Raw genomic sequence first — 23,225 nt, forward strand, 5'->3', positions numbered from 1 at the left:
GAAGGGCCACCCGCGGGAACGGGTGGCCCTGAGGGAGGTACCGGCTCAGGCGAGCTGGGCCTGCCACATCCAATGCGTCTGCTCGAGACCGGCGGTCTGGGCGATGAGCAGGTCCTGCGTGACCGGGTCCGCCTCGTCCGTCGCCGCGATGCGCTCGCGCAGGCGGCCGATGACGGCCGAGAGGTTGTCGGTGATCGACGCGACGACCTGCTCGTCCTTGGTCCAACCCGCACCGAACCCCTTGGTGCCCGAGTCCTGGGCGACGGTCGTGGCCCGTCCGTCCGGGCTGACGCCGATCGCCGTGAGCCGCTCCGCCACCTCGTCGGTGTAGGTCCGGGCGGCCGTGACGATCTCGTCCAGGGCGAGGTGCAGGCTGCGGAACTGGGGGCCGACGACGTTCCAGTGCGCCTGCTTGGCGATCAAGCTCAGGTCGATCATGTCGACCAGGGTGTCCTGCAGAGCATCCCCCGCGATCTTCTGCTGGTCCGGATTCAGCGTGCTGGTGATGGGTCCGGTCATGATCCGAGCTCCTATCGGTGTCGATGTGCCTCCCGGCGGCGACGGACGTCGCGCCGGTCGTACTTCGGACATACTGCCCTGTTTCAACGCCCGAGGCGGTGGCCTGGTTCCCTGCGGCCGCAGGCAACGAAGTGGACACGGGACTCCCTGTTCTCGGAGTGTCCGTGGCGGCCGTGCCCCCGCGGGCGGATGATGGAGGAAGAATCCGCACCGAGGGAGGACAAAGAGATGCAGACGGTCGTCGTGTGGATACTGGCCACCCTCCTCTACTGGTGGGGCTTGCTCTGACGCGCGGTCAGGCCCGGCCCGACCGGACACCCTCCTCGATCTTCTTTCCGAGGTCGGTGTCGACATTCGACCAGTATTCGAAGATCCGGCCGTACAACGCCTCCGAGGTTCCGCCGAGGATGTGTCCGACGATGTTGCCCACCAGCCGCTCCCGAGCGGCGTCGTCGAGCACCTCGCGCACGAGCGTGCCGGCCTGACCGAAGTCGTCGTCCTCGGCATGCCGGACGTAGCCGGCCCGTACCGCCTCGGTGCCGAACTCCCACAGACCTTCGTCGCCGGCGAGCTGCGGGTCGGCGTGCGGGCCGCCGAAGCTGTTCGGCGCATACACCGGGGTGCCCGGGTCGTTGAACGAGTACCGCATGGCGCCGTCCTGCGAGTACGAGTTCACCTCGTTCTTCGGCGCGTTGACCGGCAGCTGCGCGTGGTTCGCGCCGATGCGGTAGCGGTGCGCGTCGGCGTAGGAGAACACCCGGCCGAGCAGCATCTTGTCCGGCGACAGTCCGATGCCCGGCACGATGTTCGACGGCGCGAACGCGGCCTGCTCGATCTCGGCGAAGAAGTTGCGCGGGTTGCGGTTCAGCGTCCAGGTGCCGACCTCGATCAGCGGGTAGTCACGCTGGGACCACACCTTGGTCAGGTCGAACGGGTTGAAGCGATACCCCTCCGCCTCGGCCAGGGGCATGATCTGCACCTTCAGCGTCCAGCTGGGGAACTCGCCCCGCTCGATCGCGTCGTGGAGATCGGCGCGATGGTAGTCCGGGTCGGTACCGGCGAGCCGGTCGGCCTCGGCCTGGGTGAGGAATTCGATGCCCTGGTTCGTCTTGAAGTGGTACTTGACCCAGAACCGCTCCCCTTCGGCGTTGACCCACTGGTAGGTATGGGAGCCGAAACCGTCCATGTAGCGCCAGGTTCGGGGGATGCCCCGGTCACCCATCAGCCACGTCACCTGGTGCGCGGTCTCGGGACGCAACGTCCAGAAGTCCCACTGCATGGTGTGGTCGCGCAGTCCCGAACCGGGCAGCCGCTTCTGGGAGTGGATGAAGTCGGGGAACTTGATCGGGTCCTTGACGAAGAACACCGGGGTGTTGTTGCCGACGAGGTCGTAGTTGCCGTCCTCGGTGTAGAACTTCACCGCGAATCCGCGCGGGTCACGCCACGTGTCGGGACTGCCCTGCTCCCCGGCCACCGTCGAGAACCGCACGAGGGATTCGGTTCTCGTGCCGGGCTGGAACAGCTTCGCCGCGGTGTACGCACTGACGTCGTTCGTGACGACGAGTTCGCCGAACGCGCCGCCGCCCTTGGCGTGCACGACGCGCTCCGGGACCCGTTCCCGGTTGAACTGGGCGAGCTTCTCGATCAGGTAGTGGTCGTGCAGCAGGATGGGGCCCTGCGTTCCGGCGGTGAGCGATTCGTCGTCGCTCGCGACGGGGATACCGACGCCGGTCGTGGTGGGGCGGGGATTCGTCATGGTGATCCTCCTGAGGAAGGGTGCCCGCCACACCACCGCGGGATGCGGTGGTGGCGGAGGGAAAAGCGTTGCTGAACTAGGATTCTCGACAATCGGGGCACAGACCCCAGAACGTCACTTCGGCCTCGTCGACGGCGAATCCGTGATCGTCCGAGGGCACGAGGCACGGGACCGCTCCGACGACGCAGTCGATATCGGTCACCGCGCCGCAGTTGCGGCACACCAGGTGGTGGTGGTTGTCGCCGATCCTGGTCTCGTACCGGGCGGGTGAGCCGGCGGGTTCGATGCGGCGCAGTAGCCCGGCCCCGACACACGCCTTGAGCACGTCGTACACCGCCTGCGTGGAGACGGAGCCGAGTTCGCTCCGCACCGCGACCGCGATCTCGTCCGCATCGGAATGCGGGTGCGCGGCAACCGCGCCGAGCACGGCAACGCGCGGAGCAGTCACCCGCAGACCCGCGGCGCGCAGTTGCGCCGGGATGTCGACAGGCTCGTCCGTTCGGTGCATGACCCCAGTATGCCCCTTTTCTGGAATAGGTCAAGAAAATGGGCGAGATCGGTGCGAGCACGATCCTCCGATTCCACACAACGGACCCCTCGGTGCGGTCTACCCTGCTTCTCAGCCCACCGGAAGAGGTCCGCCATGCGCACCATCCCGATTTCTCGCGCCTCCGGGATCGCGATCGCGGCCGGCACCGCGCTCACCCTGCTGCTCGGCTGCTCCAGCGGTTCCGACTCGGAGTCGGAGCCCTACTCCTACGGGCCCACCGTCGATGTCGGCGACGGCACTGCACGGACCTATGTCGAGTCGGGCGACGACGGCACACCCCAGGCGATCGGGCTGCGCTTCTCGGCGACGGCACTCGACGGGCTCGCCGACGCCCTCGAGGTGCACACGCTCGAGTTCCCGGCCGAGGCGGACGAGACGGCCTTCGACCACCTGACCCTGGACTGGAACCCGCACGGGCACGAACCGGTGGGATTGTTCGACCAGCCCCACTTCGACATCCACTTCTATATGATCCCCGCCGAGAAGGTCGACGAGATCGACCCGGCCGCACCGGGATACGCCGAGTCGGCGGCCAACATGCCCGAACCACGGTACATGCCTGCGGACTACGTTCCCGCCGGCCCGCCGGAGGTGGCACTCGTCCCGCAGATGGGGATGCACTGGGTCGACGGCACCCTGCCGATCGCACCCGGACAGTACGACTTCACCCAGATCCTCATCGAGGGATCCTGGGACGGCGAATGGACATTCGTCGAACCGATGATGACCCGTGAGTGGCTGCTCACCCGGCCCACCGTCGACGAGCCGGTGAAGCAGCCGGAGGCCTATCAGCAGAGTGCGTACTACCCCACCACCTACTCGGTGAGCTTCGACGACCGGGAGCAGGAATACGTCGTCGAACTCGGTGGACTCACCATGCGAGAGGAGTCGTGACAGTGGTGCATCTTCGCACGTTCGCGGTGCTCGGAGTCGTCGGTGCGACGGCGACGGCGACAGCACTCGTCCTCGGCTCGGCGGCCGGAGCCCAGAGTTCCACGGCCCTCGACGGCCCGCCGCACCCGGTCGGCAACGGATCGGCCCACACGTACGTCACCGTCGGCCCCGACGGCACTCCCACCGCGATCGGCGTCCGCCTCGACGCGGCCGCACTCGACGGCCTCACGAGCGGTCTGCTGCCCACCACCGAGGCCTACGTCCTCGACGTGCCCGCCGGGGCGCCGGACACCGTCGTCGACCACGTCACGCTGGACTGGAACTCGCACGGCCACAATCCGGAGCACGGGTTCGACCAGCCGCACTTCGACGTGCACTTCTACCTCGTGGACACCGCGACGGTGGAATCGATCCACCCGTTCGTCCCCGGTTATCTCGAACGGGCCGCGAAGCTGCCAGACCCGAAGTATCTGCCGGAAGGCTACGCACCGTCGGACCCCCAGCCGATTCTCGGCACCGTCGCCAAAATGGGACTGCACTGGCTCGACACCACCGAGCCGCACGGGCACTTCACGGAAACGGTCCTGCAGGGTTCGTGGGACGGCCGGCACATCTTCATCGAGCCGATGATGACCAGGGACTGGCTCGCCTCCCGGCCCGACCTGCACGAGGACCTGCGCCAGCCGAGCGCGTACCAGCAGTCCGGCTACTACCCCACCACCTACTCCGTGACGTGGGACGACGCGGCCGGGCAGTACGTCGTCGAGCTCGGCGGGCTCACGATGCGCGAGGCGTCGTGAGCCCGGTGCCGCCCGTCAGCGCACCGTCCGGGCCGGCCCGATGCTCATCCGGCCCGAGGTGATCACGATGCCGTGGTGTGCCCCCGGCAGCAACCACTGCCCGAGCGTCGGGCCCTGCGCCTCGACGCGGACCCGCGCGTAGCGGAACCGCCCCCGCAGCCGCGCCGTGGCCCGGGCCTGACTGCCGTCCGGTTCGGGCTGGGCGAATGCCAGTCCGCCGACGATCGGCAGTTCGGGACCACGCGGGGACGCGTCGGTGTCCACCTTCCACGTGTGGCCCGTGGCCGAGAACCGGCCGGTGACGTCGCCGTCGAACGAGGCAAGCACCTTCGGCAGGTGCCAGTGCTCGCGGCCGCCGTGCACGGACGCCTCGGAGTCCACGGCGATGAACGGCACCGCCATCGCCGGGATCAGGACCGGGCGCAGGACGGGACTGGCGAGCACCTCACGGTAGGGACCGACGGGCGAGTCGAGATAGTCCACCACCATCGCGAGGGTGAACGGCAGGGTCCGGCCACCGGGGCCGAACTGCGCCGCCCCCGGCGCACTGCGATGCCACCACAGGGCGGCGCGCGCCTGCGCCGACCACGGGGGCGGCGCGGATGTCGGCCAGTCGGTGCGTTCGTCGGTGCTCTCAGGCACGCTCCACAACACGGGCGGCCTCCTCTCGTCGGACGGGATGGATCGGCAGGCGCAGCGCCCCGGGCGCGGAGTCCGGAACGCTGGGGCGCACCGGCTGCACGGCGGTGACCGGCACGTACCCGGAGCCGGAAGCCGGACGCGGGTCGGCCTCGCCCTTGTTGGGCCACAACGCCATCGCCCGCTCGGCCTGCGCCGTGATGGTGAGCGACGGGTTCACGCCCAGATTGGCACTGACGACGGATCCGTCCACGACATGCAGACCGTCGTGACCGTGGACGCGCAGGTAGGGGTCGACGACACCGGACTCGGGCGAATCCCCGATCACGCAGCCGCCGAGGAAGTGCGCGGTCATGGGAATGTCGACCAGGTCCGCGATCGATCCGCCCGCGTCGCCGTCGATCCTGTCGGCGACCCGCCGGATCGCCTCGTGACCCACCGGGATCCACTCCGGCGGCGGCGCACCCGGTCCGCGGCGGCTCGTGAGCCGGCGCCCGAAGAACCCGCGCTTGCTCGTCAGTTCGAGCGAGTTGTCGTCGGTCTGCATGACCAGCGCGATCACGGTCCGCTCGGACCAGCGCCGCACCGACAGGCTGCGCAGGAACGCCGCCGGATTACGGGCCGCCACGGCGAAGAACTTCGCCAGCCGCGGTGTCCGGCCGCCACCGTCGACCAGCAGGGCCTGGAGGAGTCCGATAGCGTTGCTGCCCTTGCCGTATCGCACCGGTTCGATGTGGGTGTGGTCGTCCGGGTGGAAGGAGGCGGTGATCGCGATACCCCGGGAGTAGTCCACGCTGCGGTCCTGCGCCGTCGCGGCGAGCACCGCTTCGGAATTGGTGCGCACCACCGTGCCCAGCCGCGGCGACAACCGCGGCAGCGCACCGGTCTCGCGCATCGCGAGCAGCAGCCGCGACGTGCCGTAGGTGCCGGCGGCGAGCACCACCTGGTCGGCGGTGTACACGTCGTGGCGCTTGCGGATCCGGTTCGTGCTGCGGGTGCGGACCTCGTATCCGCCGCCGGCGCGCGGGCGGATCCCGGTGACGGTGGTGAGCGGGTGGATCGTCGCACCGGCCTGCTCCGCGAGGTACAGGTAGTTCTTCACCAGGGTGTTCTTCGCCCCCACCCGGCAACCGGTCATGCAGCCGCCGCACTCGGTGCAGCCGGTCCGGTCCGGGCCGGCGCCGCCGAAGAACGGGTCCGGGACCGTCTGCCCCGGCTCGCCGAAGAACACCCCGACCGGCGTGGTGGTGAACGTCTCCCCCACCCCCATCTCCTCGGCCACCGAACGCATCACGTCGTCCGCGGGGGTCGTCAGCGGATTCGGGCGCACCCCGAGCATCCGCGCCGCCTGCTCGTAGTACGGTCCGAGCTCGGCCTGCCAGTCGGTGATGTGCCCCCACTGCGGGTCCTGGAAGAAACGGGCGGGCGGCCGGTAGAGGGTGTTGGCATAGTTGAGCGATCCGCCGCCGACGCCTGCGCCCGCCATGACCAGGACGTCGGGCAGCAGATGGATGCGCTGCACGCCGTAGCAGCCCAGCGCCGGCGCCCACAGGTACTTGCGCAGCCGCCAGCTGGTCTTCGGGAGTTCGTCGTCGGCGAACCGCCGGCCGGCCTCGAGGATGCCGACGCGGTAGCCCTTCTCGGTCGCGCGCAGCGCGGCGACACTGCCGCCGAAGCCGGAGCCGACGACCAGTACGTCGTAATGGGTCATGCCGCAATCCTTTCGGCCGCGGGGCGGGCGAGGTAGTTCTCGGGGTCGAACTGCCGGGTCCGGGCGCGGTACCGCCAGGTGAACGTAGGCCACATCACCGAGTTACGGCCCTTGCGGTCGAGGTACCAGCTGTCGCAGCCGCCCGCGTTCCACACCGTGCCCGCGAGGGCTGGATCGAGTTCGGCGTTGTAGGTGCGCTGCGCGCCCGCGGTCACCTCGACGGCGGACAGACCCCGGGACCTCATGGCGCGCAATGCATCCGCGATGTAGGCGGCCTGCGACTCGAGCATGTACACGATCGAGCTGTGACCGAGGTTGGTGTTCGGCCCGTACATCAGGAAGAGGTTGGGGAAACCGTGGACCGCGATGCCCAGATAGGCGCTGGGGCTGCCGTTCCAGGTCTCGGCGAGGGTGCGGCCGTCGCCGCCTCGGATGTGCTGGGCCACCGGTGGTTCGGTGACGGTGAAGCCGGTACCGAAGATGACGGTGTCGACCTCGTACTCGTTGCCGGCTTCGTCGACGACCCCGTTCTCGGTGAGGGCGGTCAGCCCGGACGCCACGACGGTGACGTCGGGCCGGGTGATCGCCGGGAACCAGTCGTTGGACAGCAGGATCCGTTTGCACATGATCCGGAACTTCGGGGTGAGCTTCGCCCGCAGCTCCGGATCGGCGACCTGCCTGTCGAGCACCGACAGCGCCCGGCGCTCGAACAGCGGCACGAGCCACCGGCGTGCGAACGGGCGTGTCATCCCGACGACGTACGTCTCCTTCTGCCCGTAGACGGCCGCGCGAACGACCTTCTGTGCGAGCGGGAAACGCCGGTAGAGGGCCCGCACCGGACGCGCGATGGTGTGGTCGTGCTTGGGCATGACCCACGAGGCGGTGCGCTGGAACAGTGTCAGGTGCCCGACGGTGTCGACGATGGCGGGGACGAACTGGATCGCGGAGGCGCCGGTGCCGATCACGGCGACGCGCTTGCCGGTCAGGTCGTAGTCGTGGTCCCACTGCGCCGAATGGAACATCTTGCCGCGGAACGATTCCAGTCCCGGCACCTTCGGCAGGGTGGGGGTGGACAACGCGCCGGTCGCCGAGACGAGCACCTCGGCGGTGAGGTCACCACGCGACGTCGACACCATCCAGCGGGCGCTTTCGTCGTCCCATTGCGCGTCACGCAGTTCGCACCCGAACATCGTCCGGTCGGTGACGCCCTGCTCCTTCGCGACCCGGCGCAGGTAGGCGTAGATCTCCTCCTGGGTACCGTGAGCCTTCGACCAGTCCGGTTCGGGCGCGAAGGAGAACGAGTACAACGCGCTCGGCACGTCGCAGGCCGCACCCGGGTAGGTGTTCACGCGCCAGGTGCCGCCGACGTCGTCGCCTCGTTCGATCACGAGGACGTCGGCGCGCGGATCCTCGCGCAGGAAGGTGGCGGCCATGCCGATGCCCCCGAAGCCCGCCCCGACGACGAGCGTGTGTACGTGCGGCGGGAGGGTCTCGATGCTCACTTCATCACCAGTTCCTTCCAGACCGGGAGCAGCCGCTCCCGGATCTCACGATCCGATTCGGGGGTACGCATCAGGGCGGCGACGGCAAGTCCGCGAGCGAGTTCGATGCTCAGGTCGATCTCGTCGGGCCCCATCCGGTCACCCATGATCTCCAGGCAGCCGACCCGCAGCGCATCGGAGACCTTGCGCTCGAGGGGGATCACCGCCTCGTGCAGGGCGGGATCGGTCCGCGCGGCCACCCACAGCTCGAGCGCGGCATGGAACAGCGGCCCGCGGAACGCGTCGGTGAGGACGTCGAGGCCCCGCTCGGGGTCCGGGCTCGCCTCGAGAATCTCCGTCAGGCGCTTGTCCACGAGGTGTTCGACCGCGGCGACGACGAGTGATTCCTTGGTCGGGAAGTGATGCAGTTGCGCGCCCCGGGACACCCCGGCCCGCTTGGCGATCACCTGCGTGGTGGTGCGTGCGTAGCCGAGCTCGACGAGCGAGTCGACGGCCGCGTCGAGGAGTTTCGCCCGGGTCACGGCGGTGCGCTCGGCCTGCGTGCGCCCGGTGCCCGTGGATGTGGTTCGAGTCACAGAACGGACGGTAACAGTCAATGAACAAACAGTCCAGACTGCTTGCAAATAACCGGCGGGCCGGCGTCACTCCAGCTGGCGGGCGTAACCACCCAAAAGCAACTGGAATTCAACCGTTGACTACTTCAATCGTTATTGGTCTACTGTGATCTGCGCGACAAACGTCGCAGAAGGAGGACCGCCGTCTCCATGAGTGCCGTGTCGCTCGACCGCACCGTCTACGAATCCGACCACGACGCGTTCCGCGAAACCGCGCGACGCTTCGCCGAGCGCGAGGTCGCACCGCACCTCGAGGAGTGGGCCGCCACGGGCCGCGTCGATCGTGAGCTGTACCGGCAGGCCGGCAAGCTCGGCCTGCTCGGGGTCGCCGTGCCGGAACGGTTCGGCGGCGGCGGCATCGACGACTTCCGGTTCGGGGCCGTGCTCATCGAGGAACTCGCCCGCGCCGGCGCCCAGGCCGTCACCATGGGGCTGTCGGGATTCAACGACCTGGTCGCGCCGTACTTCACGGCCCTCGGCACCGACGAGCAGAACCACCGCTGGCTCGCCCCGATGGTCGCCGGCGAGACGATCGGCGCGATCGCGATGACCGAGCCCGGCACCGGCAGCGACCTCGCCGCCGTCACCACCACGGCGATCCCCGACGGCGACCACTTCGTCCTGAACGGCAGCAAGATCTTCATCTCCAACGGCATCCTCGCCGACACGATCATCGTCGTCGCAAAGACCGATCCCGCCGCCGGGAAGAACGGGGTGAGCCTGCTCGTCGTCGAGGACGGCATGCCCGGCTTCACGAAGAACGGCCCGCTCGACAAGGTGGGCCTGTCCGCCCAGGACACCGCCGAGCTGGTGTTCGACGACGTCCGAGTGCCCCGGACCCACCTCCTCGGCGAGGAGAACAAGGGCTTCGGCTACCTACGGCACAACCTGCCGCAGGAGCGGCTGAGCATCGCGGTGACGTCCATGGCCCTGATGACCCGAACGTTCGAGACGGCGTTGCGCCACGCCACCGACCGCAGGGCGTTCGGGCAGCGCATCGCCGACTTCCAGGCCAACCGCTTCTACCTCGCCGAACTGGCCACCGAGATCGAGGTCGCCCAGGTGTTCGTGGACCGCTGCATCCTCGACGCCGCCCACGGACGCCTCGACGAGGTGACGGCGGCGATGGCGAAGTGGTGGGTCACCGAGCTGCATCTGAAGGTCGTGCACCGTGCCGTGCAACTGCACGGCGGCTACGGCTTCATGAAGGAGTACGACGTCGCCCGCGACTATCTGGACTCCCGGGCCGGGACGCTCTACGGCGGCACCACGGAAATCATGAAGGAGATCGTCGGCCGCAGGCTCACCCGGCCGTAGCCGCTTCGATCCAGAACATCCTGAAATTCCCAGGCATCGAGGAGATCCCGTGCTCAACCAAGGTACCGGTACGTGGCCGCGCCGACGCGCCCGGCAGGCCCCCGACGCGGTCGCGCTCGCCTTCCGCGGCACCGGCGTCACCTACCGCGAACTCGACGAGCGGGTCACCCGGCTCGCCCACGCCCTGCGCGCCCAGGGTGTCGGCCCCGGGGACCGCGTCGCGCTGCTGTCGGCGAACCACCCCGCCTATCTCGAAGTGCTGTTCGCCGCCGGTCTGCTCGGGGCGGTGTTCGTGCCGCTCAACGCCCGGCTGACCACCCCCGAGGTGGAGTACTGCCTGGCCGACTCCGGCAGCATCGTCCTGGTCCATTCCGCCGCCCTCACGGACGTCGCCGACGCCGCCGCGACCGCGGCCGGCACCACCCGGCGCGTGGTCCTCGACGGTGCGCCCGACGACCGGGCCGTCGGCTACGAGGAGATCGTCGCGGCCGCTCCCACCGACCGCCTCGACCTCCCGGTCACGCACGAGGACCCGTGCTTCATCATGTACACCTCCGGCACGACGGGCCGGCCCAAGGGTGTCGTCCTCACCCACGGGAACGTGGTGTTCGCGGTGATGAACCCGATCGTCGACCTCGACTTCCTGTCCGACGAGGTGGCTCTCGTCGCCGCACCCCTGTTCCACACCGCCGCATTGAACTTCGTCGCCCTGCCCACCCTGCTCAAGGGCGGCACCGTGCTCATCGAGGAAGGCTTCGAGCCGGGCCGCATCCTCCACCTGATCGAAACCGAAAGGGTCACCTACTCGTTCGGGGTGCCCACGATGCTCGACGCGATGAGCGCCCACCCGAACTGGGACCGCACCGACCTGAGTTCGATCCGGCGCTGGATCGTGGCGGCCGCACCGGTTCCGCCGCGGACCCTGCAGACCTACACCGCCCGCGGCGTCCGCCTCTGCCAGGGATACGGGCTGACCGAGACCGGTCCGGGCGCGCTGATCCTCACCCCCAAGGACGCCGAGCGCAAGCTCGGCACCGCGGGCGCGCCGCACTTCTTCACCGACGTGCGTGTCGTCGACCCCGACGGCACCGAGGCCGCCCCCGGAGAACGCGGCGAGATCCAGATCTCCGGCCCGAACGTGATGCAGCGCTACTGGAATCGACCCGACGCCACCGCCGACGCGTTCATCGGCGACGGCTGGTTCCGCTCCGGCGACGTGGGGGTTCCCGACGAGGACGGCTTCGTCACGATCGTCGACCGGCTCAAGGACATGATCATCTCGGGGGGCGAGAACATCTACCCCGCCGAGGTGGAGGCCGCCATCCTCGACCTGCCCGGCGTGCTCGGCTGCGCCGTCTTCGGTGTGCCCGACGAGAAATGGGGCGAGGTCGGCCGGGCCGCGGTCACCCTCGCCGACGGCGTCACCCTCACCGAGGAAGAGCTGTTCGCCTTCCTCGGCGAGCGTCTCGCCAAGTACAAGATCCCCACATCGCTCCTCGTTCTCGACGAGATCCCCCGCAACGCCACCGGAAAGGTCCGCAAGGACACGTTGCGCGAGCAGTACGCCCACTGACCCGACCGCCACTGCAGGAGCCCCCATGACTGTCACCGCATCCGCGGACATCACTGCGGCCCAGAGGAAGAAGGAAGTTCGACGCGTCGTGCTGTCGAGCTACCTGGGCAGCACGATCGAGTTCTACGACTTTCTGCTCTACGCGACCGCGGCAGCGATCGTCTTCGCCCCCGTGTTCTTCTCGGACCTGTCCCCGCTCGCCGGGACCATCGCGTCGATGGGCACGTTCGCCGCGGGCTACCTCGCCCGCCCCTTCGGGGGCATCGTCTTCGGGCACTTCGGCGACCGGTACGGCCGCAAGTCGATGCTGCTGATCTCGATGACGGTCATGGGCGTGGCCTCGTTCCTCATCGGCCTCGTCCCACCGGCGTCGGCGATCGGATCCTGGGCCGCGATCATTCTCGTGCTGCTGCGCGTGTGCCAGGGCATCGCCGTCGGCGGCGAGTGGGGCGGGGCGGCACTCATGTCCCTCGAGCACGTCGGCGGGCGGGGACGCGGCTTCGCCGCGGCGTTCACCAACGCCGGCGCACCCACCGGTTCGCTGCTCGGCACCCTCGCCCTGGCACTGGTGGCGCTGCTGCCCGAGGACGACTTCCTGTCGTGGGGCTGGCGCATCCCGTTCCTGCTGTCCGCGGTGATGCTGGCCGTCGGCCTGTTCGTCCGGGCCCGGGTTTCCGAGAGCCCGCTGTTCCGGGAGGCGATGGCCAAGCAGGTCGAGGTCGATGCCGCCGCCGTGGACCGGCCCACCCCGCCGATCCTGAGCATCCTGCGCCGGCCGCGAAATCTGCTGCTCGTCGCCCTGGGCTGCATGGCCAGCTTCGGGATCCAGACCATGTTCACCACCTTCGCCATCGGGTACGCATCCCACTCCGGGGTGACCCGATCGCAGGCGCTGATGGCGTTCGCCGTCTGCCAGTTCGTCGCGATCTTCACCCTGCTCGGATTCGCCCGCCTCTCCGACCGCGTGGGCCGGCGCCCGGTGATGCTCTTCGGCCTCGGCGCGTTCGTCGTGCTGATCGTGCCGATCCTGGCGCTGCTCTCGTCCGGCAACGTCGCGCTGGTGACGCTCGGGTTCGTGCTCGGCTTCGGCGTCTGCCAGTCCGCGACGTACGGTCCGATGGCCGCTTACATCGCCGAGCAGTTCGGCACCGCGGCCCGGTACACCGGCGCCTCGCTCGGCTACCAGGGCGCGACACTGCTCGGCGCGGGCTTCACGCCGGTGATCCTCGCGTCGCTGCAGGCGGCCGCCGGCGGCGGCACCGGACTGGTCGCGGCGTTCATGATCGGTCTGGCAGTCCTGAGCGCGGTGTTCATCCTCCTGGCGAAGGAGAGCAAGGACCGCGATCTGAGCACCTACGAGCACTGATACGCGAACCCCGAGGGCGCGCAGGGAAATCCCTGCGCGCCCTCGGGGTTTCCGACTCCGGTCAGCGCCGCACCGGCCGGTGCTCCGGATACGCCCGCGCCGAGGTCTCCACCGCCGTGGGGAACGGCTCGAACGCCGCCTCGAGCGGCCGGATATTCGGGTGCGTACCGCCGGCTCCGCGACCACAATGGGACGGCAACGACGAAGGAGACGAAATGGTGCAGCCACGGTCCCGGGAGTTTGCGCAGGTAGACGTGTTCGCCGCCGAACCGTATCGGGGAAACCCCGTCGCGGTGGTTCTCGACGGCGCCGGCCTCCCGGACGAGGCGATGGCGCAGTTCGCGGCGTGGACGAACCTGTCCGAGACCACGTTCGTCCTTCCCCCGACGACCGCCGGGGCCGACTACCGGCTCCGCATCTTCACTCCGGCCGCGGAGATCCCGTTCGCCGGTCACCCCACCCTCGGCTCGGCGCAGGCGTGGCTCGAGGCCGGCGGGGTGCCGAACAGCCCGGGTCTGCTCGTCCAAGAGTGCGGAGCCGGACTCGTCGCACTGCGCCGCGGCGACGAGTCCCTGGCATTCCGGGCTCCCGAACCGGTCCGTCGCGGCGACCTCGACGACGAGCACCTGGCCCGGATCGCGCGGGGGCTCGGGATCGACCGTGCGCGAATCGTGGCGCACAACTGGGTCGACAACGGACCCGGCTGGGCCGCGGTCCTGCTCGGGTCCGCGCAGGAGGTGCTCGACCTCGAACCCGACGACCAGCACATGCGCGATCTCATCCTCGGCGTCGTCGGTCCCTACCCGCCGGGATCGCCGCTGCAGTTCGAGGTGCGCGCCTTCGCGGCGCCCGTGGGCGTCAGGGAAGACCCGGTGACGGGCAGCCTCAACGCCGGCCTGGCCCAGTGGCTGATCGGTGCCGGCCTCGCGCCGGCCGACTACCGGGCGAGTCAGGGCACTCGCGTCGGCCGCCGCGGCATCGTGACCGTGCATTCGTCCGGCGACGAGGTGTGGATCGGAGGACGCAGCACGACGTGCATCCGGGGCGCCGTGCACCTGTAGGGCACCGGTCTCGGGACGGGGTCTCCCGTCGTCTCCGTGCGACTACGCCGACAGCGCTCGGGCCAGATCGTCGGGGACCGGCATCGGCGTGGTCAGTCCGGCGGCGACCCGTCCGATGTTGCCTTCGGGATACCGGCCGGTCATCGAACCGGGGGCAGCCACGAGGATCCGCACGACCTGCCCGAAAGCCTCGCGGCGGTCACGGCAGCGCAGGGCCAGGGCGAGCATCGCGGCGTGGTTGCAGGTGTGCAGCCACGGGTCCGGCTGCGAGAGGATGTGTGCGCGTTCGAGATGGCGCCACCGCTGTTGCGGGTCGACGGCGGTTCTCGACGCCGTCATCTCCTGTCGGTAGAGGGCTCGGGCAGTGGCACCGATACGAGGCATCATCGATCCTTCGGTTCAGGAGGGGTTCGGCAACAATCGCATTCGGATCCGCAGCAGCATTCCGGCGCGTCATCGGTCACCACTGCGGGTACTGGACAGCAGGTTCGGCCCCTCCAGGCTTCGAGTCCTTCCCGCACCGCGAAGACCGCAATGACGAGTGCCGCGACCGGATCGGCCCACGACAGACCGAATGCGCTGTTGAGTACCAGCCCGATCAGCAGCACGGCCGAGAGGTACGTGCACAGCAGCGTCTGCTTCGAATCGGCCACGGCGGAGGCGGATCCGAGTTCGCGCCCGGTACGCCGCTGAGCCCAGGACAACACGGGCATGATCACCAGGCTCGCCGCGGCCAGCGCGATCCCGACCGGCGAGTGCCGGGCTTCGCCGATCCCGAGCAGCGATCGGATCGAGTCGACGCCGACATACAGGGCGAGCCCGAAGAACGAGAACGCGATGATCCGCAGCGTGGCCTTCTCGCGGGCTTCCGGATCTCGGCCGGCGAACTGCCAGGCCACCGCGGCGGCGGAGGACACCTCGATCAGCGAATCGAGCCCGAACCCGATCAGCGCCGTCGACGACGCCCGCGCGCCCTCGGTCAATGCGACGCTCGCTTCGACGATGTTGTACGCGATCGTCGCGGTCACCAGCAGCCGGATCCGTTTCGTGAGCACGGCCCTGCGCGGCGCCGACGGCGCGGGGGCGTGTGGCCGCGCGGACATCAGCAGCAGTCCTCGGCCGCGGCGGCGGGACAACACGAGGGGTCCACCGTCAGGACCAGGTCGAGCAGGTCGTCGAGTGCGTGCCCGATCCGGCGATCGGCGAGTTCGTAACGATTGCGCCGGCCTTCGGGCACCGCGACGACGAGACCGCACCCACGCAGGCACGCCAGGTGGTTCGAGAGGATCTGCCGGCTGACGCCGATCGCCTCGGCCAGTTCCGAGGGATAACCCGGGCCACGCCGCAGGGTCAGCAGAATCCGTGTCCGGGTCGGATCCGAGAGGGCATGACCGAACCGGGACAGCGCGTCGTGATGCTCCACCGTCTCCACGACCTCGAATGTACATCGAATCCTGTATTCAGGAAATGATGTATCGAATCGCCGTCCGCGAGGCAGTACCGGCCGGCGCGCCGCCGCTAGACTCGGCGGCCACATGCCGACCGCAGCCGAGGACGGGTGATGGACACTCTCGCGCGTTACGTCGAACTGTTCGTGCCGATGCTCTGGCTCGGAATGGTGCTCGCGATCTCCTTCCTGGAGGCGCCTTTGAAGTTCCGGGCGCCGGGGATCACCATCCCGCTCGGACTCGGCATCGGGCGCCTGGTGTTCCGGGCCCTGAACACGGTCGAGGTCGTTCTCGCCGTCGCGCTGATCGTCGCGTGCCTGATCCTCTCGCCGGGCACGACGGGCTGGGTGCTGCTGCTGGTGACCGTGGCCGTGCTGGCGGTGCAGGTGGCGGTGGTCCGGCCGCCGTTGACACGCCGGTCGAACCGCGTCCTCGCCGGCGAGGACGTGCCCCGCTCGAACGCGCACTACGCGTACGTGGCACTCGAGATCGCCAAGGTCGCCTTGTTGATCGCGCTCGCGATCGTGCTCGCCGGCGCCATCGTCTGATCCCGGCGGACGATCGCGCCCCACGGGGCCGTCACGTCGTATGCCCGCCTTGCCTCCGGCACGGCCCTACAGTAGGAATCGAGGAGCTCATCGCCGTCGACGCTGCCGGCGTCACGGAGCCGAACACGAGGGGGCGTACCGATGCCTGTGACAGCCACTGTTCACCGGCCGGTGCGCGCGGCGAGTCTGCGGTCGCGTCGCCCTCGTCCCACCGAGGCGCCGCGAGGGCGCAGGAGGTAATCCGACAATGGCGGACACTTCGGTTCGCGACCTGCCCCCCGCGCTCGGGAACGAGGACCTGGCGCGGCTGCTGGACGGACGCCGGCCGGCGGTGTTCCTCGACTACGACGGAGTACTCACCCCGATCGTGTCGCGACCCGAGGACGCTGTGATCTCGGACGGTATGCGTACCGTCGTCCGAGATCTCGCAGCACGGTGCCCGGTCTGCGTCGTGACCGGCCGGGACCGGGCGGTGGTGCAGCAGCTGATGGGCGTCGACGACCTCGTGGTGGCCGGCAGCCACGGCTTCGACATCTGGACTCCGCAGCGCGGCTCCGTCTCCGACGACCGCGTGGCCCGGTTCGCGGACCTCGTCGCCGCGGTGACCGAGCGGCTCCGCGCCGAGATCGGGACGATCCCGGGTGCGCTGGTGGAGCCGAAACGCGCGTCGGTCGCGGTGCACTACCGGCTCGTCGACCCCGCGGACCGGAATCGGATCGAGGCGGTCGTGCAGACCCTGCTCACCGAGCATCACGGCGAACTGAAGGTCACCCCGGGAAAGATGGTGTACGAGCTCGCGCCCGCCATCGACTGGGACAAGGGCCGGGCCGTGCTGTACCTCGTGGACGTTCTCGGTCTCGACTCGGCCGACACGGTACCGGTGTACCTGGGCGACGACATCACCGACGAGGACGCCTTCCGGGCGTTGCGCGGGCGGGGGATCGGCATCCTCGTGGGCCGGCCGGACGATCCGGAGATGGCGGGCCGGACCACGGCCGCCGAATTCGCACTCGCCTCCGTCGACGAGGTGGAGCGCTTCTTGACCACACTGGCGCGGTGATCGGGGGCCACGCCCAGGGACATCCAGGGGGACGTCGTGCAGGACCCGAAGTTCGAACTCGACTACGACCGGTTCGACAGCGCGTCGGAGGGACTGCGAGAGGCGCTGACCTCCACCGGCAACGGCTACTTCTGCACGCGCGGCACCGCCGAGTGGGAGGACATGAGTCCCATCCACTACCCCGGCACGTACGTGCACGGGATCTACAACCGCGAGACCACCATCATGGGCGGCCGCCCGGTGCTGAACGAGGATCTGGTCAACGTCTCGAACTGGCTGGTCCTCAAGCTTCGCATCGAAGGCGGGGACGCCGTACGGCTCGACGACGTCGACGTGCTGTCCTACCGGCATACCTACGACATCCGGCTCGCCACGGTGAAGCGCGAGGTGCGATTCCGGGACCGGTTCGGGCGGGAGACCACCCTGCGGAGCCGTCGCTTCGTGAGCATGGCCCAGAGCCATCAGGCCGGGATCGAATGGACGCTGGTCCCGGAGAACTGGTCCGGGACGGTGGAGGTGGTCTCGGCACTGGACGGCCGCGTCACGAACCAGATCGTCGCCCGCTACCGGCAGCTCGAGGGCCGCCATCTGGATCCGGTATCCCCGCGTACCTTCGGCAACGAGACCATCGCGCTGCGCGTGCAGACCCGCCAGTCCGACATCTACATCGCCGAGGCCGCCCGTACCCGGGTCTTCCGCGGGGAGGGCTACGACGGCGGACCGCTCGAGGTCGACCGCTCGCTGTACCAGATGGAGGACTACATCCAGCAGGTGCTCTCCTTCGACGTCGAGCAGGGCCGGCCGACGCGCGTGGAGAAGATGGTGTCGCTGTTCACCTCCCGGGACAATGCGATCACCGAGGCGCTGGCCGCGTCCGGCCGGCACGTGCTGCGGTACCCGGACTTCGCCCCCGCGTATGCCGAGCACGAAGCGGCGTGGGACGAACTGTGGGACATCTGCGACGTCCGGCTGCCCAGCGAACCGCGTGCCGACCTCCTGCTGCGGCTCCATGTCGCGCACGTGCTGCAGGTCTGTTCCCGGCACACGGCGCGGCACGACGTCGGCGTGCCGGCACGTGGACTCAACGGAGAGGCGTACCGGGGGCACGTGTTCTGGGACGAGATGTACATCCAGCCCTTCCTGAACCTGCGGATGCCGGAGGTGACCCGGAGCCTGCTGCTCTACCGGTACCGCCGGCTGTCCGAAGCCCAGGCCGCGGCCGAGGAGGCCGGGTACCGCGGCGCGATGTTCCCCTGGCAGAGCGGCAGCGACGGCACCGAGGAGACCCAGGCAGTCCATCTCAATCCCCTTTCCGGGCAGTGGGATCCAGACCTCAGCCGGAATCAGCGGCACGTCAACGCGGCGATCTTCTACAACGTGTGGCGCTTCCTGCAGGCGACCGACGACACGGAGTTCCTGGCCGACTACGGCGCCGAGCTCATGCTCGAGATCGCCCGGTTCTGGGCGTCGGTGGCCCACTACAACCCCGAGCGCGAACGTTACGAGATCCACGGGGTGATGGGGCCGGACGAGTTCCACGAACGCCACCCCGGCGCGGCCGAGGCCGGTTTGCGCAACAACGCCTACACCAATGTCATGGTGGCCTGGATCATGGCGACGGTCCCGACGGTGCTCGACTCGCTCTCGTCCAGCCGGCGCGGCGCCCTGCTCGCCCAGCTCGCGGTCACCGACGAGGAGCTGCACACATGGGACGACATGAGCCGGCGGATGTTCGTGCCCTTCCACGAGGGCGTCGTCAGCCAGTTCGAGGGCTACGACGAGCTCGAGGAACTCGACTGGGAGCACTACCGCGCCGCATATCCCAACATCCAGCGGCTCGATCGCATCCTCCGGGCGGAGGGCGAGGATCCGAACCGGTTCAAGATGGCCAAGCAGGCCGACACGGTGATGTTGTTCTTCCTGCTCGACGACGACGAACTGCACACGACGTTCGAGCGGCTGGGCTATCCGTACGACCGGGAGCTGGCCCGGCGCACCATCGAGTACTACGACCAGCGGACCTCACACGGGTCGACGCTCAGCCACGTCACCTTCGCCGGAGTGCTCGCCGACATCCATCCGCCCAGCTCGTGGGAACGCTTCATGCTGGCACTCGAGAGCGACGTCAGCGACATCCAAGGTGGAACCACCAAGGAGGGCATCCACATGGGCGTCATGTCCGGCACGCTCGACCTGCTGCAGAGCAGCTTCGTCGGCGCCCGGGTCTACGACGGTGTGCTGCTGTTCCGGCCCCGCCTCGTGGACCGGCTCGACGGCGTGTCCTTCTCGATCCGGTTCCGGGGCACCCCGCTACGGGTACGCATCGTGGGTGGCGAACTGACGGTGCTGGCCCAGTCCGAGGGGTTCCACGGACCCGTCCGGGTGGGTCTCGACGGTCAGGTCTGCGAACTCGGCGCCGGGGAGAGTTGTGTGTTCACCCTGCCCACCCAGGAACCGTCGATGCCCTGAGCACCGCCCAACCGTTGTGGCCGAATGTCACATGCGGTCGATCCAACCGACCGCATGTGACATTCGGTCACCGGCGCCGGCGTCCTACGGCAACGAGCGGCGCATCAGTTCGGCGACGCTCCGGTCGTACGCGACGAGCGTGACGATCTCGACGGCGGTGCGGGCGGAGGTCAGCGCGGTGACCGCCTGCCGGATCGCGTCCTCCCTCGGCCAGCCGTAGGCACCGGCGGAGATGAGCGGGAACGCGACGGTGCGGGCGCCGAGGGTGTCGGCGACGGCGAGACTGCGGGTGTAGGCCGACCGCAGCAGGTGCGAGCGGTCCTCGTGGGGCGAGTAGAGCGGTCCGACGGTGTGGATCACCCAGCGCGCCGGGAGTTTTCCGGCAGTGGTGGCCACCGCCGCACCGACGTCCAGACCGTTGGGCAGGGTCGTCGCGCGCAGGGCCTTGCAGGCGGCGAGGATCTCCGGACCGCCGGCGTGGTGGATGGCGCCGTCGACGCCGCCGCCGCCGAGGAGGGAGGACTTGGCGGCGTTGACGATCGCGTCGACGCGCTGGGCGGTGATGTCGCCGTGGACGACGTCGATGAGGGTCACGACTGCTCCTGGAACGTGGTGGGACGAGCGGGGACGGCGACGGGACGACCGTATCCCTTGCGGGCGGCCGCCGTGGCCAGGCGGGTCAGGTCGTGCGCGGTGTACCCGGGCCAGCCGTGCAGGATGCGCCGCCAACGATCCGGGACCGCCGAGGCGCCCCAGCGAGCGCCGAGCAGTCCGCCCGCGATGGCGGCGGTCGTGTCGGTGTCACCGCCGGCGCGGACCGCGGCCTCGAGGGCACGCTGCAGGTGCCCGGCGTCGGAATCGTCGGTCGTGCTGATCGCCCACCACGCGGTCTGCAGCGCGTGGACGGTCCATCCGTTGTTCGCGAAGTCGTCGGGCGAGCCGCGCTCGGCCCGATCGAGCAACGGGCCCCAGTACTCGGCGACGTCGGCGGGGCAGACCTGCAGGTATCCGCGGACACCGTCGAAGGTGCCGTGCAGGACGGCGTGGCGGATCGCGTACGTCCACAGCCGGCAGGCCTGGACCACCCGGGGGTCGTCGTGGGTCAGCCGGGCCACCTCCCCCGCGGCGACGAGCGCGACGTCCGTCCCGCCCGCGCCGAGACAGGACAATGCGACGGGGGCGGTGCGCATGAGAGCGCCGTTGCCGCCCTTGCGGCCGGGAAGGGCGCGGGCGCGGGCCTGCATCGCGGCGCCGCCGGCGGGACGATGCGAGAGCACCGCGCGGGTCTGGTTGCCGATGTCCTTCGGGTCCGAGTCGAACCAGCGCACGAACTGCGCGGCCAACGCGTCGAGACCGGCGGCGCTGCCGAGGTCGACGCCCGTGGCCGCGACCTCGGCGACGGCGACGGTCATCGCGGTGTCGTCGGTCCACTCCCCCGGTTCCCACCCGAACACGCCGCCGCCGACCATGCCGATCTCAGCGTCCGCCGCGGGGTGAGTGAATTCGTAGCCGGCGCCGAGGGCGTCCCCGGCCGCCGTCGCCACCAGCACCCCCACCGCTCGGTCGCACTGTCGTGTCGTCAATGCCATCGCTCGTCCCACCCTTCGATCAAATCTGCGCTATCAGCTTAGATCATGTCCGAGCTAAGCTGCAAGAGTGAACGAGTGGAGGGACGAGACCGGCCGGACGCTGGGCGACTATCCGCACCCGTCGGCGGCGGTGGACGTCGCCGTGCTGACCTACTGCGACGGCGAACTCCGGGTGCTGGCCGTCGAGCACGGCCACGGCCCCCTGGCCCTGCCCGGCACGTTCCTCCGCGAACGCGAACGGCTCGCCGACGCCGCCCGGCGCGTGCTGCGCGACAAGACGAACCTCGCCGGCATCCGATTCCACCAGATCGGCGCGTTCGACGCCCCCGACCGGGATCCGCGCGGATGGGTGATCTCGATCGCCCATGCCGCGGCGGTCCCCCACGAGGATCTCCCGCCCCGCGCCCTCCTCGTGGTGGTGCGTGACGGAAAGGCCGACCAGCCGCTGGCTTTCGATCATGCCGAGATGGTGGCGGCGGCCGTGGCGGATCTGCGGGCGCGCTACGCACAGCGTGTCGATCCGGACGGGCTGCTCGGCGACGAGTTCACCGTCCTCGAGCTGCGGCGGCTGTACGAGGTGGTGTTCGGTCTTCCACTGCAGAAGGACTCGTTCCGCCGCCACGTCGTCGACGCTCTCGACAGCACCGGGCGCATGTCGAGTCCGGGTACCGGCCGGCCGGCGGAACTGTTCCGCCGCAAGGACGGCGCCCGGTTGCCGGCTCAGGCGGCGGTGTTGTTCACCGGCTGAGGCGGCCGCGGGGTCACAGGATCGGATAGACGAAGTGCCCGGGCCCGCCGCCCGGCAGACTCGAACCGGTGACGTTCGGCAGGTTGGCCGGCAGCCGGATCAGCTTGTGCGGCTGCCCGTTCTGATCGGCCTGCCAACAGTCGGTGGTCACGCCGTGGAAGCCGACGCAGACGATCCGGGTGCCGGTGCCGAACGGTGACGTGAGCCGATTCCGGTTCACCAGCGGATTCCAGTAGTCCAGGTCCGCAGGAGTCAGGAAGTCCTTGGTCTCGTACGGCATCATCGGTGTCGGATAGGACGGAATCTCGGGCCACTGGTCCTGCGCCGACGCCGGGCCGGATGCGCCGAAGACTGCGGCGGCCGCCAGCAGCAGCGTCGCTCCCGCTCGCCGGGCACGGCGGCCGATACGGTTGCTCGTCATCTCGCCTCCTCGCGGTACTCGTCCCGACCATCGAAGCACGTGGTGCCCGCCGGCAGCGGGCACCACGCGGAGACGGAAGATTCGGAACCGGTCAGCCGAGCCGCTTGTGGTACACGACGACGTCGCACGGAACGGCGAGCAGCGGAACCAGTTCGGGGTACATGACCTCGGGGTCCTCCGTCCGCACCGGCACGTATCCCATTCGCGGATACCACTGCGACAGGAACACCTTCGACGGGTGCTCGAAGTCTTTGGGCTGGATGATCTCGAGCTGCATGATCTCGTTCCCGAGCCGCGCCGCGTGGGATTCGGCGAACCGCACCAGGGCACGGCCGATGCCTGCACCCCGCACCTCCGGGTCGGCAGCGAGCATCCCGAACTCGGCGGTGCGGGCATCGAGTTGCACCACCTTCACGCAGCCCACGATCCGGTCGCCGAGCGAGGCGACGAAGAGCTGACCGGCACCGGCAAGTTCGGCGATCTCGGTCGCCGAGGTCCGGGTGGCCCCCTCCGGCCACATGCCGTCCTCGGCAACGGCATAGACGGAATTGACGAGGTCGGCGACCACCTTGGCGGTGTCGTCACTGCCGTCGGCCGGGCGCACCAGCGGCCCGATACTCAGTTCCCCAGAGTCCGTCAA

Annotated in this window: 24 protein-coding genes; 10 read left to right on the forward strand and 14 right to left on the reverse strand. The window is 69.4% G+C overall.

What is annotated here, in order from left to right; translation table 11 throughout:
• Positions 1–45 precede the first annotated feature (45 nt).
• The 3 genes from RR3_RS21675 to RR3_RS21685 form a co-directional block, all read right to left on the reverse strand.
• Positions 46–519, reverse strand: coding sequence for a Dps family protein (locus tag RR3_RS21675; RefSeq protein ID WP_010594995.1), 474 nt, complete (start codon positions 517–519; stop codon positions 46–48).
• A 295-nt stretch (positions 520–814) separates the two neighbouring features.
• Positions 815–2,275 (reverse strand): catalase, encoded by a 1,461-nt coding sequence (locus RR3_RS21680; protein ID WP_017681209.1) that lies wholly within the window; start codon positions 2,273–2,275, stop codon positions 815–817.
• Positions 2,276–2,351: 76 nt separating this feature from the next.
• Positions 2,352–2,783, reverse strand: coding sequence for a Fur family transcriptional regulator (locus tag RR3_RS21685; protein WP_010594993.1), 432 nt, complete (start codon positions 2,781–2,783; stop codon positions 2,352–2,354).
• A 135-nt stretch (positions 2,784–2,918) separates the two neighbouring features.
• On the opposite strand from RR3_RS21685, the gene RR3_RS21690 reads away from it, so the two are divergent.
• Both RR3_RS21690 and RR3_RS21695 read left to right on the forward strand, forming a co-directional pair.
• Positions 2,919–3,719 (forward strand): DUF5602 domain-containing protein, encoded by an 801-nt coding sequence (locus RR3_RS21690; RefSeq protein WP_017681208.1) that lies wholly within the window; start codon positions 2,919–2,921, stop codon positions 3,717–3,719.
• Positions 3,720–3,721: 2 nt separating this feature from the next.
• Positions 3,722–4,519, forward strand: a complete 798-nt coding sequence (locus RR3_RS21695) for a DUF5602 domain-containing protein (RefSeq protein WP_017681207.1) — start codon at positions 3,722–3,724, stop codon at positions 4,517–4,519.
• A 15-nt stretch (positions 4,520–4,534) separates the two neighbouring features.
• Here RR3_RS21695 and RR3_RS21700 read toward each other — a convergent pair whose 3' ends face one another.
• From RR3_RS21700 to RR3_RS21715, 4 genes are read right to left on the reverse strand one after another with little or no spacing between them, the layout of a single operon-like run.
• Positions 4,535–5,161, reverse strand: coding sequence for an acetoacetate decarboxylase family protein (locus tag RR3_RS21700; RefSeq protein ID WP_010594989.1), 627 nt, complete (start codon positions 5,159–5,161; stop codon positions 4,535–4,537).
• Entirely contained in the window at positions 5,154–6,869 is a 1,716-nt protein-coding gene (locus tag RR3_RS21705; protein WP_064066515.1) for an FAD-dependent oxidoreductase, read from the reverse strand. Before RR3_RS21705 ends, RR3_RS21700 begins: the two co-directional genes overlap by 8 nt.
• On the reverse strand, positions 6,866–8,371 hold the full coding sequence (locus tag RR3_RS21710) for a flavin-containing monooxygenase (RefSeq protein ID WP_064066514.1): 1,506 nt from the start codon (positions 8,369–8,371) through the stop codon (positions 6,866–6,868). The genes RR3_RS21705 and RR3_RS21710 overlap by 4 nt, the downstream gene beginning before the upstream one ends.
• Positions 8,368–8,946, reverse strand: coding sequence for a TetR/AcrR family transcriptional regulator (locus RR3_RS21715; protein ID WP_017681203.1), 579 nt, complete (start codon positions 8,944–8,946; stop codon positions 8,368–8,370). Before RR3_RS21715 ends, RR3_RS21710 begins: the two co-directional genes overlap by 4 nt.
• A 189-nt stretch (positions 8,947–9,135) precedes the next feature.
• Between RR3_RS21715 and RR3_RS21720 the strand changes: the two genes are divergently transcribed.
• The 4 genes from RR3_RS21720 (at position 9,136) to RR3_RS21735 (ending at position 14,302) form a co-directional block, all read left to right on the forward strand.
• Positions 9,136–10,302, forward strand: a complete 1,167-nt coding sequence (locus RR3_RS21720) for an acyl-CoA dehydrogenase family protein (RefSeq protein ID WP_040273637.1) — start codon at positions 9,136–9,138, stop codon at positions 10,300–10,302.
• Between the two features lie 49 nt (positions 10,303–10,351).
• Positions 10,352–11,875, forward strand: a complete 1,524-nt coding sequence (locus RR3_RS21725) for an acyl-CoA synthetase (RefSeq protein WP_064066513.1) — start codon at positions 10,352–10,354, stop codon at positions 11,873–11,875.
• A gap of 25 nt (positions 11,876–11,900) precedes the next feature.
• Positions 11,901–13,241: an MFS transporter gene (locus RR3_RS21730; RefSeq protein WP_026137869.1), complete on the forward strand. Its 1,341-nt coding sequence runs from the start codon at positions 11,901–11,903 to the stop codon at positions 13,239–13,241.
• A 215-nt stretch (positions 13,242–13,456) separates the two neighbouring features.
• Positions 13,457–14,302, forward strand: coding sequence for a PhzF family phenazine biosynthesis protein (locus RR3_RS21735; protein WP_010594982.1), 846 nt, complete (start codon positions 13,457–13,459; stop codon positions 14,300–14,302).
• A 42-nt stretch (positions 14,303–14,344) separates the two neighbouring features.
• On the opposite strand, the gene RR3_RS21740 is transcribed toward RR3_RS21735, so the two are convergent.
• From RR3_RS21740 to RR3_RS21750, 3 genes are read right to left on the reverse strand one after another with little or no spacing between them, the layout of a single operon-like run.
• Entirely contained in the window at positions 14,345–14,686 is a 342-nt protein-coding gene (locus RR3_RS21740; protein WP_010594981.1) for a DUF3703 domain-containing protein, read from the reverse strand.
• A complete protein-coding gene (locus tag RR3_RS21745; RefSeq protein ID WP_010594980.1) occupies positions 14,686–15,405 on the reverse strand; it encodes a cation diffusion facilitator family transporter in 720 nt (239 codons plus the stop codon). The genes RR3_RS21740 and RR3_RS21745 overlap by 1 nt, the downstream gene beginning before the upstream one ends.
• The gene (locus tag RR3_RS21750) at positions 15,405–15,734 is read right to left on the reverse strand and encodes an ArsR/SmtB family transcription factor (RefSeq protein ID WP_010594979.1); all 330 of its coding nucleotides are present in this window, start codon (positions 15,732–15,734) and stop codon (positions 15,405–15,407) included. The genes RR3_RS21745 and RR3_RS21750 overlap by 1 nt, the downstream gene beginning before the upstream one ends.
• A 129-nt stretch (positions 15,735–15,863) precedes the next feature.
• Here RR3_RS21750 and RR3_RS21755 point away from each other — a divergent pair, with 129 nt between their 5' ends.
• The 3 genes from RR3_RS21755 (at position 15,864) to RR3_RS21765 (ending at position 19,827) form a co-directional block, all read left to right on the forward strand.
• Positions 15,864–16,298: a hypothetical protein gene (locus RR3_RS21755; protein ID WP_017681197.1), complete on the forward strand. Its 435-nt coding sequence runs from the start codon at positions 15,864–15,866 to the stop codon at positions 16,296–16,298.
• A gap of 247 nt (positions 16,299–16,545) precedes the next feature.
• The gene (gene otsB, locus RR3_RS21760; protein WP_010594977.1) at positions 16,546–17,358 is read left to right on the forward strand and encodes a trehalose-phosphatase; all 813 of its coding nucleotides are present in this window, start codon (positions 16,546–16,548) and stop codon (positions 17,356–17,358) included.
• A gap of 36 nt (positions 17,359–17,394) precedes the next feature.
• Positions 17,395–19,827 carry a glycoside hydrolase family 65 protein gene (locus RR3_RS21765; RefSeq protein WP_064066512.1) on the forward strand — a complete coding sequence of 811 codons (2,433 nt, stop codon included), beginning with the start codon at positions 17,395–17,397 and terminating at the stop codon, positions 19,825–19,827.
• Positions 19,828–19,911: 84 nt separating this feature from the next.
• Here RR3_RS21765 and RR3_RS21770 read toward each other — a convergent pair whose 3' ends face one another.
• Together RR3_RS21770 and RR3_RS21775 are read right to left on the reverse strand one after the other, a co-directional pair.
• Positions 19,912–20,421 carry an O-acetyl-ADP-ribose deacetylase gene (locus RR3_RS21770; RefSeq protein WP_010594975.1) on the reverse strand — a complete coding sequence of 170 codons (510 nt, stop codon included), beginning with the start codon at positions 20,419–20,421 and terminating at the stop codon, positions 19,912–19,914.
• Positions 20,418–21,416 (reverse strand): ADP-ribosylglycohydrolase family protein, encoded by a 999-nt coding sequence (locus RR3_RS21775; protein ID WP_029540077.1) that lies wholly within the window; start codon positions 21,414–21,416, stop codon positions 20,418–20,420. The genes RR3_RS21770 and RR3_RS21775 overlap by 4 nt, the downstream gene beginning before the upstream one ends.
• 67 nt (positions 21,417–21,483) lie before the next feature.
• Between RR3_RS21775 and RR3_RS21780 the strand changes: the two genes are divergently transcribed.
• On the forward strand, positions 21,484–22,164 hold the full coding sequence (locus RR3_RS21780) for an NUDIX hydrolase (RefSeq protein ID WP_010594973.1): 681 nt from the start codon (positions 21,484–21,486) through the stop codon (positions 22,162–22,164).
• Between the two features lie 13 nt (positions 22,165–22,177).
• On the opposite strand, the gene RR3_RS21785 is transcribed toward RR3_RS21780, so the two are convergent.
• Both RR3_RS21785 and RR3_RS21790 read right to left on the reverse strand, forming a co-directional pair.
• Positions 22,178–22,585, reverse strand: coding sequence for a hypothetical protein (locus RR3_RS21785; protein ID WP_010594972.1), 408 nt, complete (start codon positions 22,583–22,585; stop codon positions 22,178–22,180).
• 91 nt (positions 22,586–22,676) lie between these two features.
• Positions 22,677–23,225, reverse strand: a complete 549-nt coding sequence (locus RR3_RS21790; protein ID WP_230831725.1) for a GNAT family N-acetyltransferase — start codon at positions 23,223–23,225, stop codon at positions 22,677–22,679.

The organism is Rhodococcus ruber NBRC 15591 (genome assembly GCF_001894945.1).
Taxonomy (GTDB): Bacteria; Actinomycetota; Actinomycetes; order Mycobacteriales; family Mycobacteriaceae; genus Rhodococcus; species Rhodococcus ruber.

Bases quoted from the DNA above. Each gene is read 5' to 3' on its own strand.
- RR3_RS21675 (WP_010594995.1), bottom strand. From the start codon at position 519: ATGACCGGACCCATCACCAGCACGCTGAATCCGGACCAGCAGAAGATC.
- RR3_RS21680 (WP_017681209.1), bottom strand. From the start codon at position 2,275: ATGACGAATCCCCGCCCCACCACGACCGGCGTCGGTATCCCCGTCGCG.
- RR3_RS21685 (WP_010594993.1), bottom strand. From the start codon at position 2,783: ATGCACCGAACGGACGAGCCTGTCGACATCCCGGCGCAACTGCGCGCC.
- RR3_RS21690 (WP_017681208.1), top strand. From the start codon at position 2,919: ATGCGCACCATCCCGATTTCTCGCGCCTCCGGGATCGCGATCGCGGCC.
- RR3_RS21705 (WP_064066515.1), bottom strand. From the start codon at position 6,869: ATGACCCATTACGACGTACTGGTCGTCGGCTCCGGCTTCGGCGGCAGT.
- RR3_RS21720 (WP_040273637.1), top strand. From the start codon at position 9,136: ATGAGTGCCGTGTCGCTCGACCGCACCGTCTACGAATCCGACCACGAC.
- RR3_RS21730 (WP_026137869.1), top strand. From the start codon at position 11,901: ATGACTGTCACCGCATCCGCGGACATCACTGCGGCCCAGAGGAAGAAG.
- RR3_RS21735 (WP_010594982.1), top strand. From the start codon at position 13,457: ATGGTGCAGCCACGGTCCCGGGAGTTTGCGCAGGTAGACGTGTTCGCC.
- RR3_RS21740 (WP_010594981.1), bottom strand. From the start codon at position 14,686: ATGCCTCGTATCGGTGCCACTGCCCGAGCCCTCTACCGACAGGAGATG.
- RR3_RS21745 (WP_010594980.1), bottom strand. From the start codon at position 15,405: ATGTCCGCGCGGCCACACGCCCCCGCGCCGTCGGCGCCGCGCAGGGCC.
- RR3_RS21755 (WP_017681197.1), top strand. From the start codon at position 15,864: ATGGACACTCTCGCGCGTTACGTCGAACTGTTCGTGCCGATGCTCTGG.
- otsB (WP_010594977.1), top strand. From the start codon at position 16,546: ATGGCGGACACTTCGGTTCGCGACCTGCCCCCCGCGCTCGGGAACGAG.
- RR3_RS21775 (WP_029540077.1), bottom strand. From the start codon at position 21,416: ATGGCATTGACGACACGACAGTGCGACCGAGCGGTGGGGGTGCTGGTG.
- RR3_RS21785 (WP_010594972.1), bottom strand. From the start codon at position 22,585: ATGACGAGCAACCGTATCGGCCGCCGTGCCCGGCGAGCGGGAGCGACG.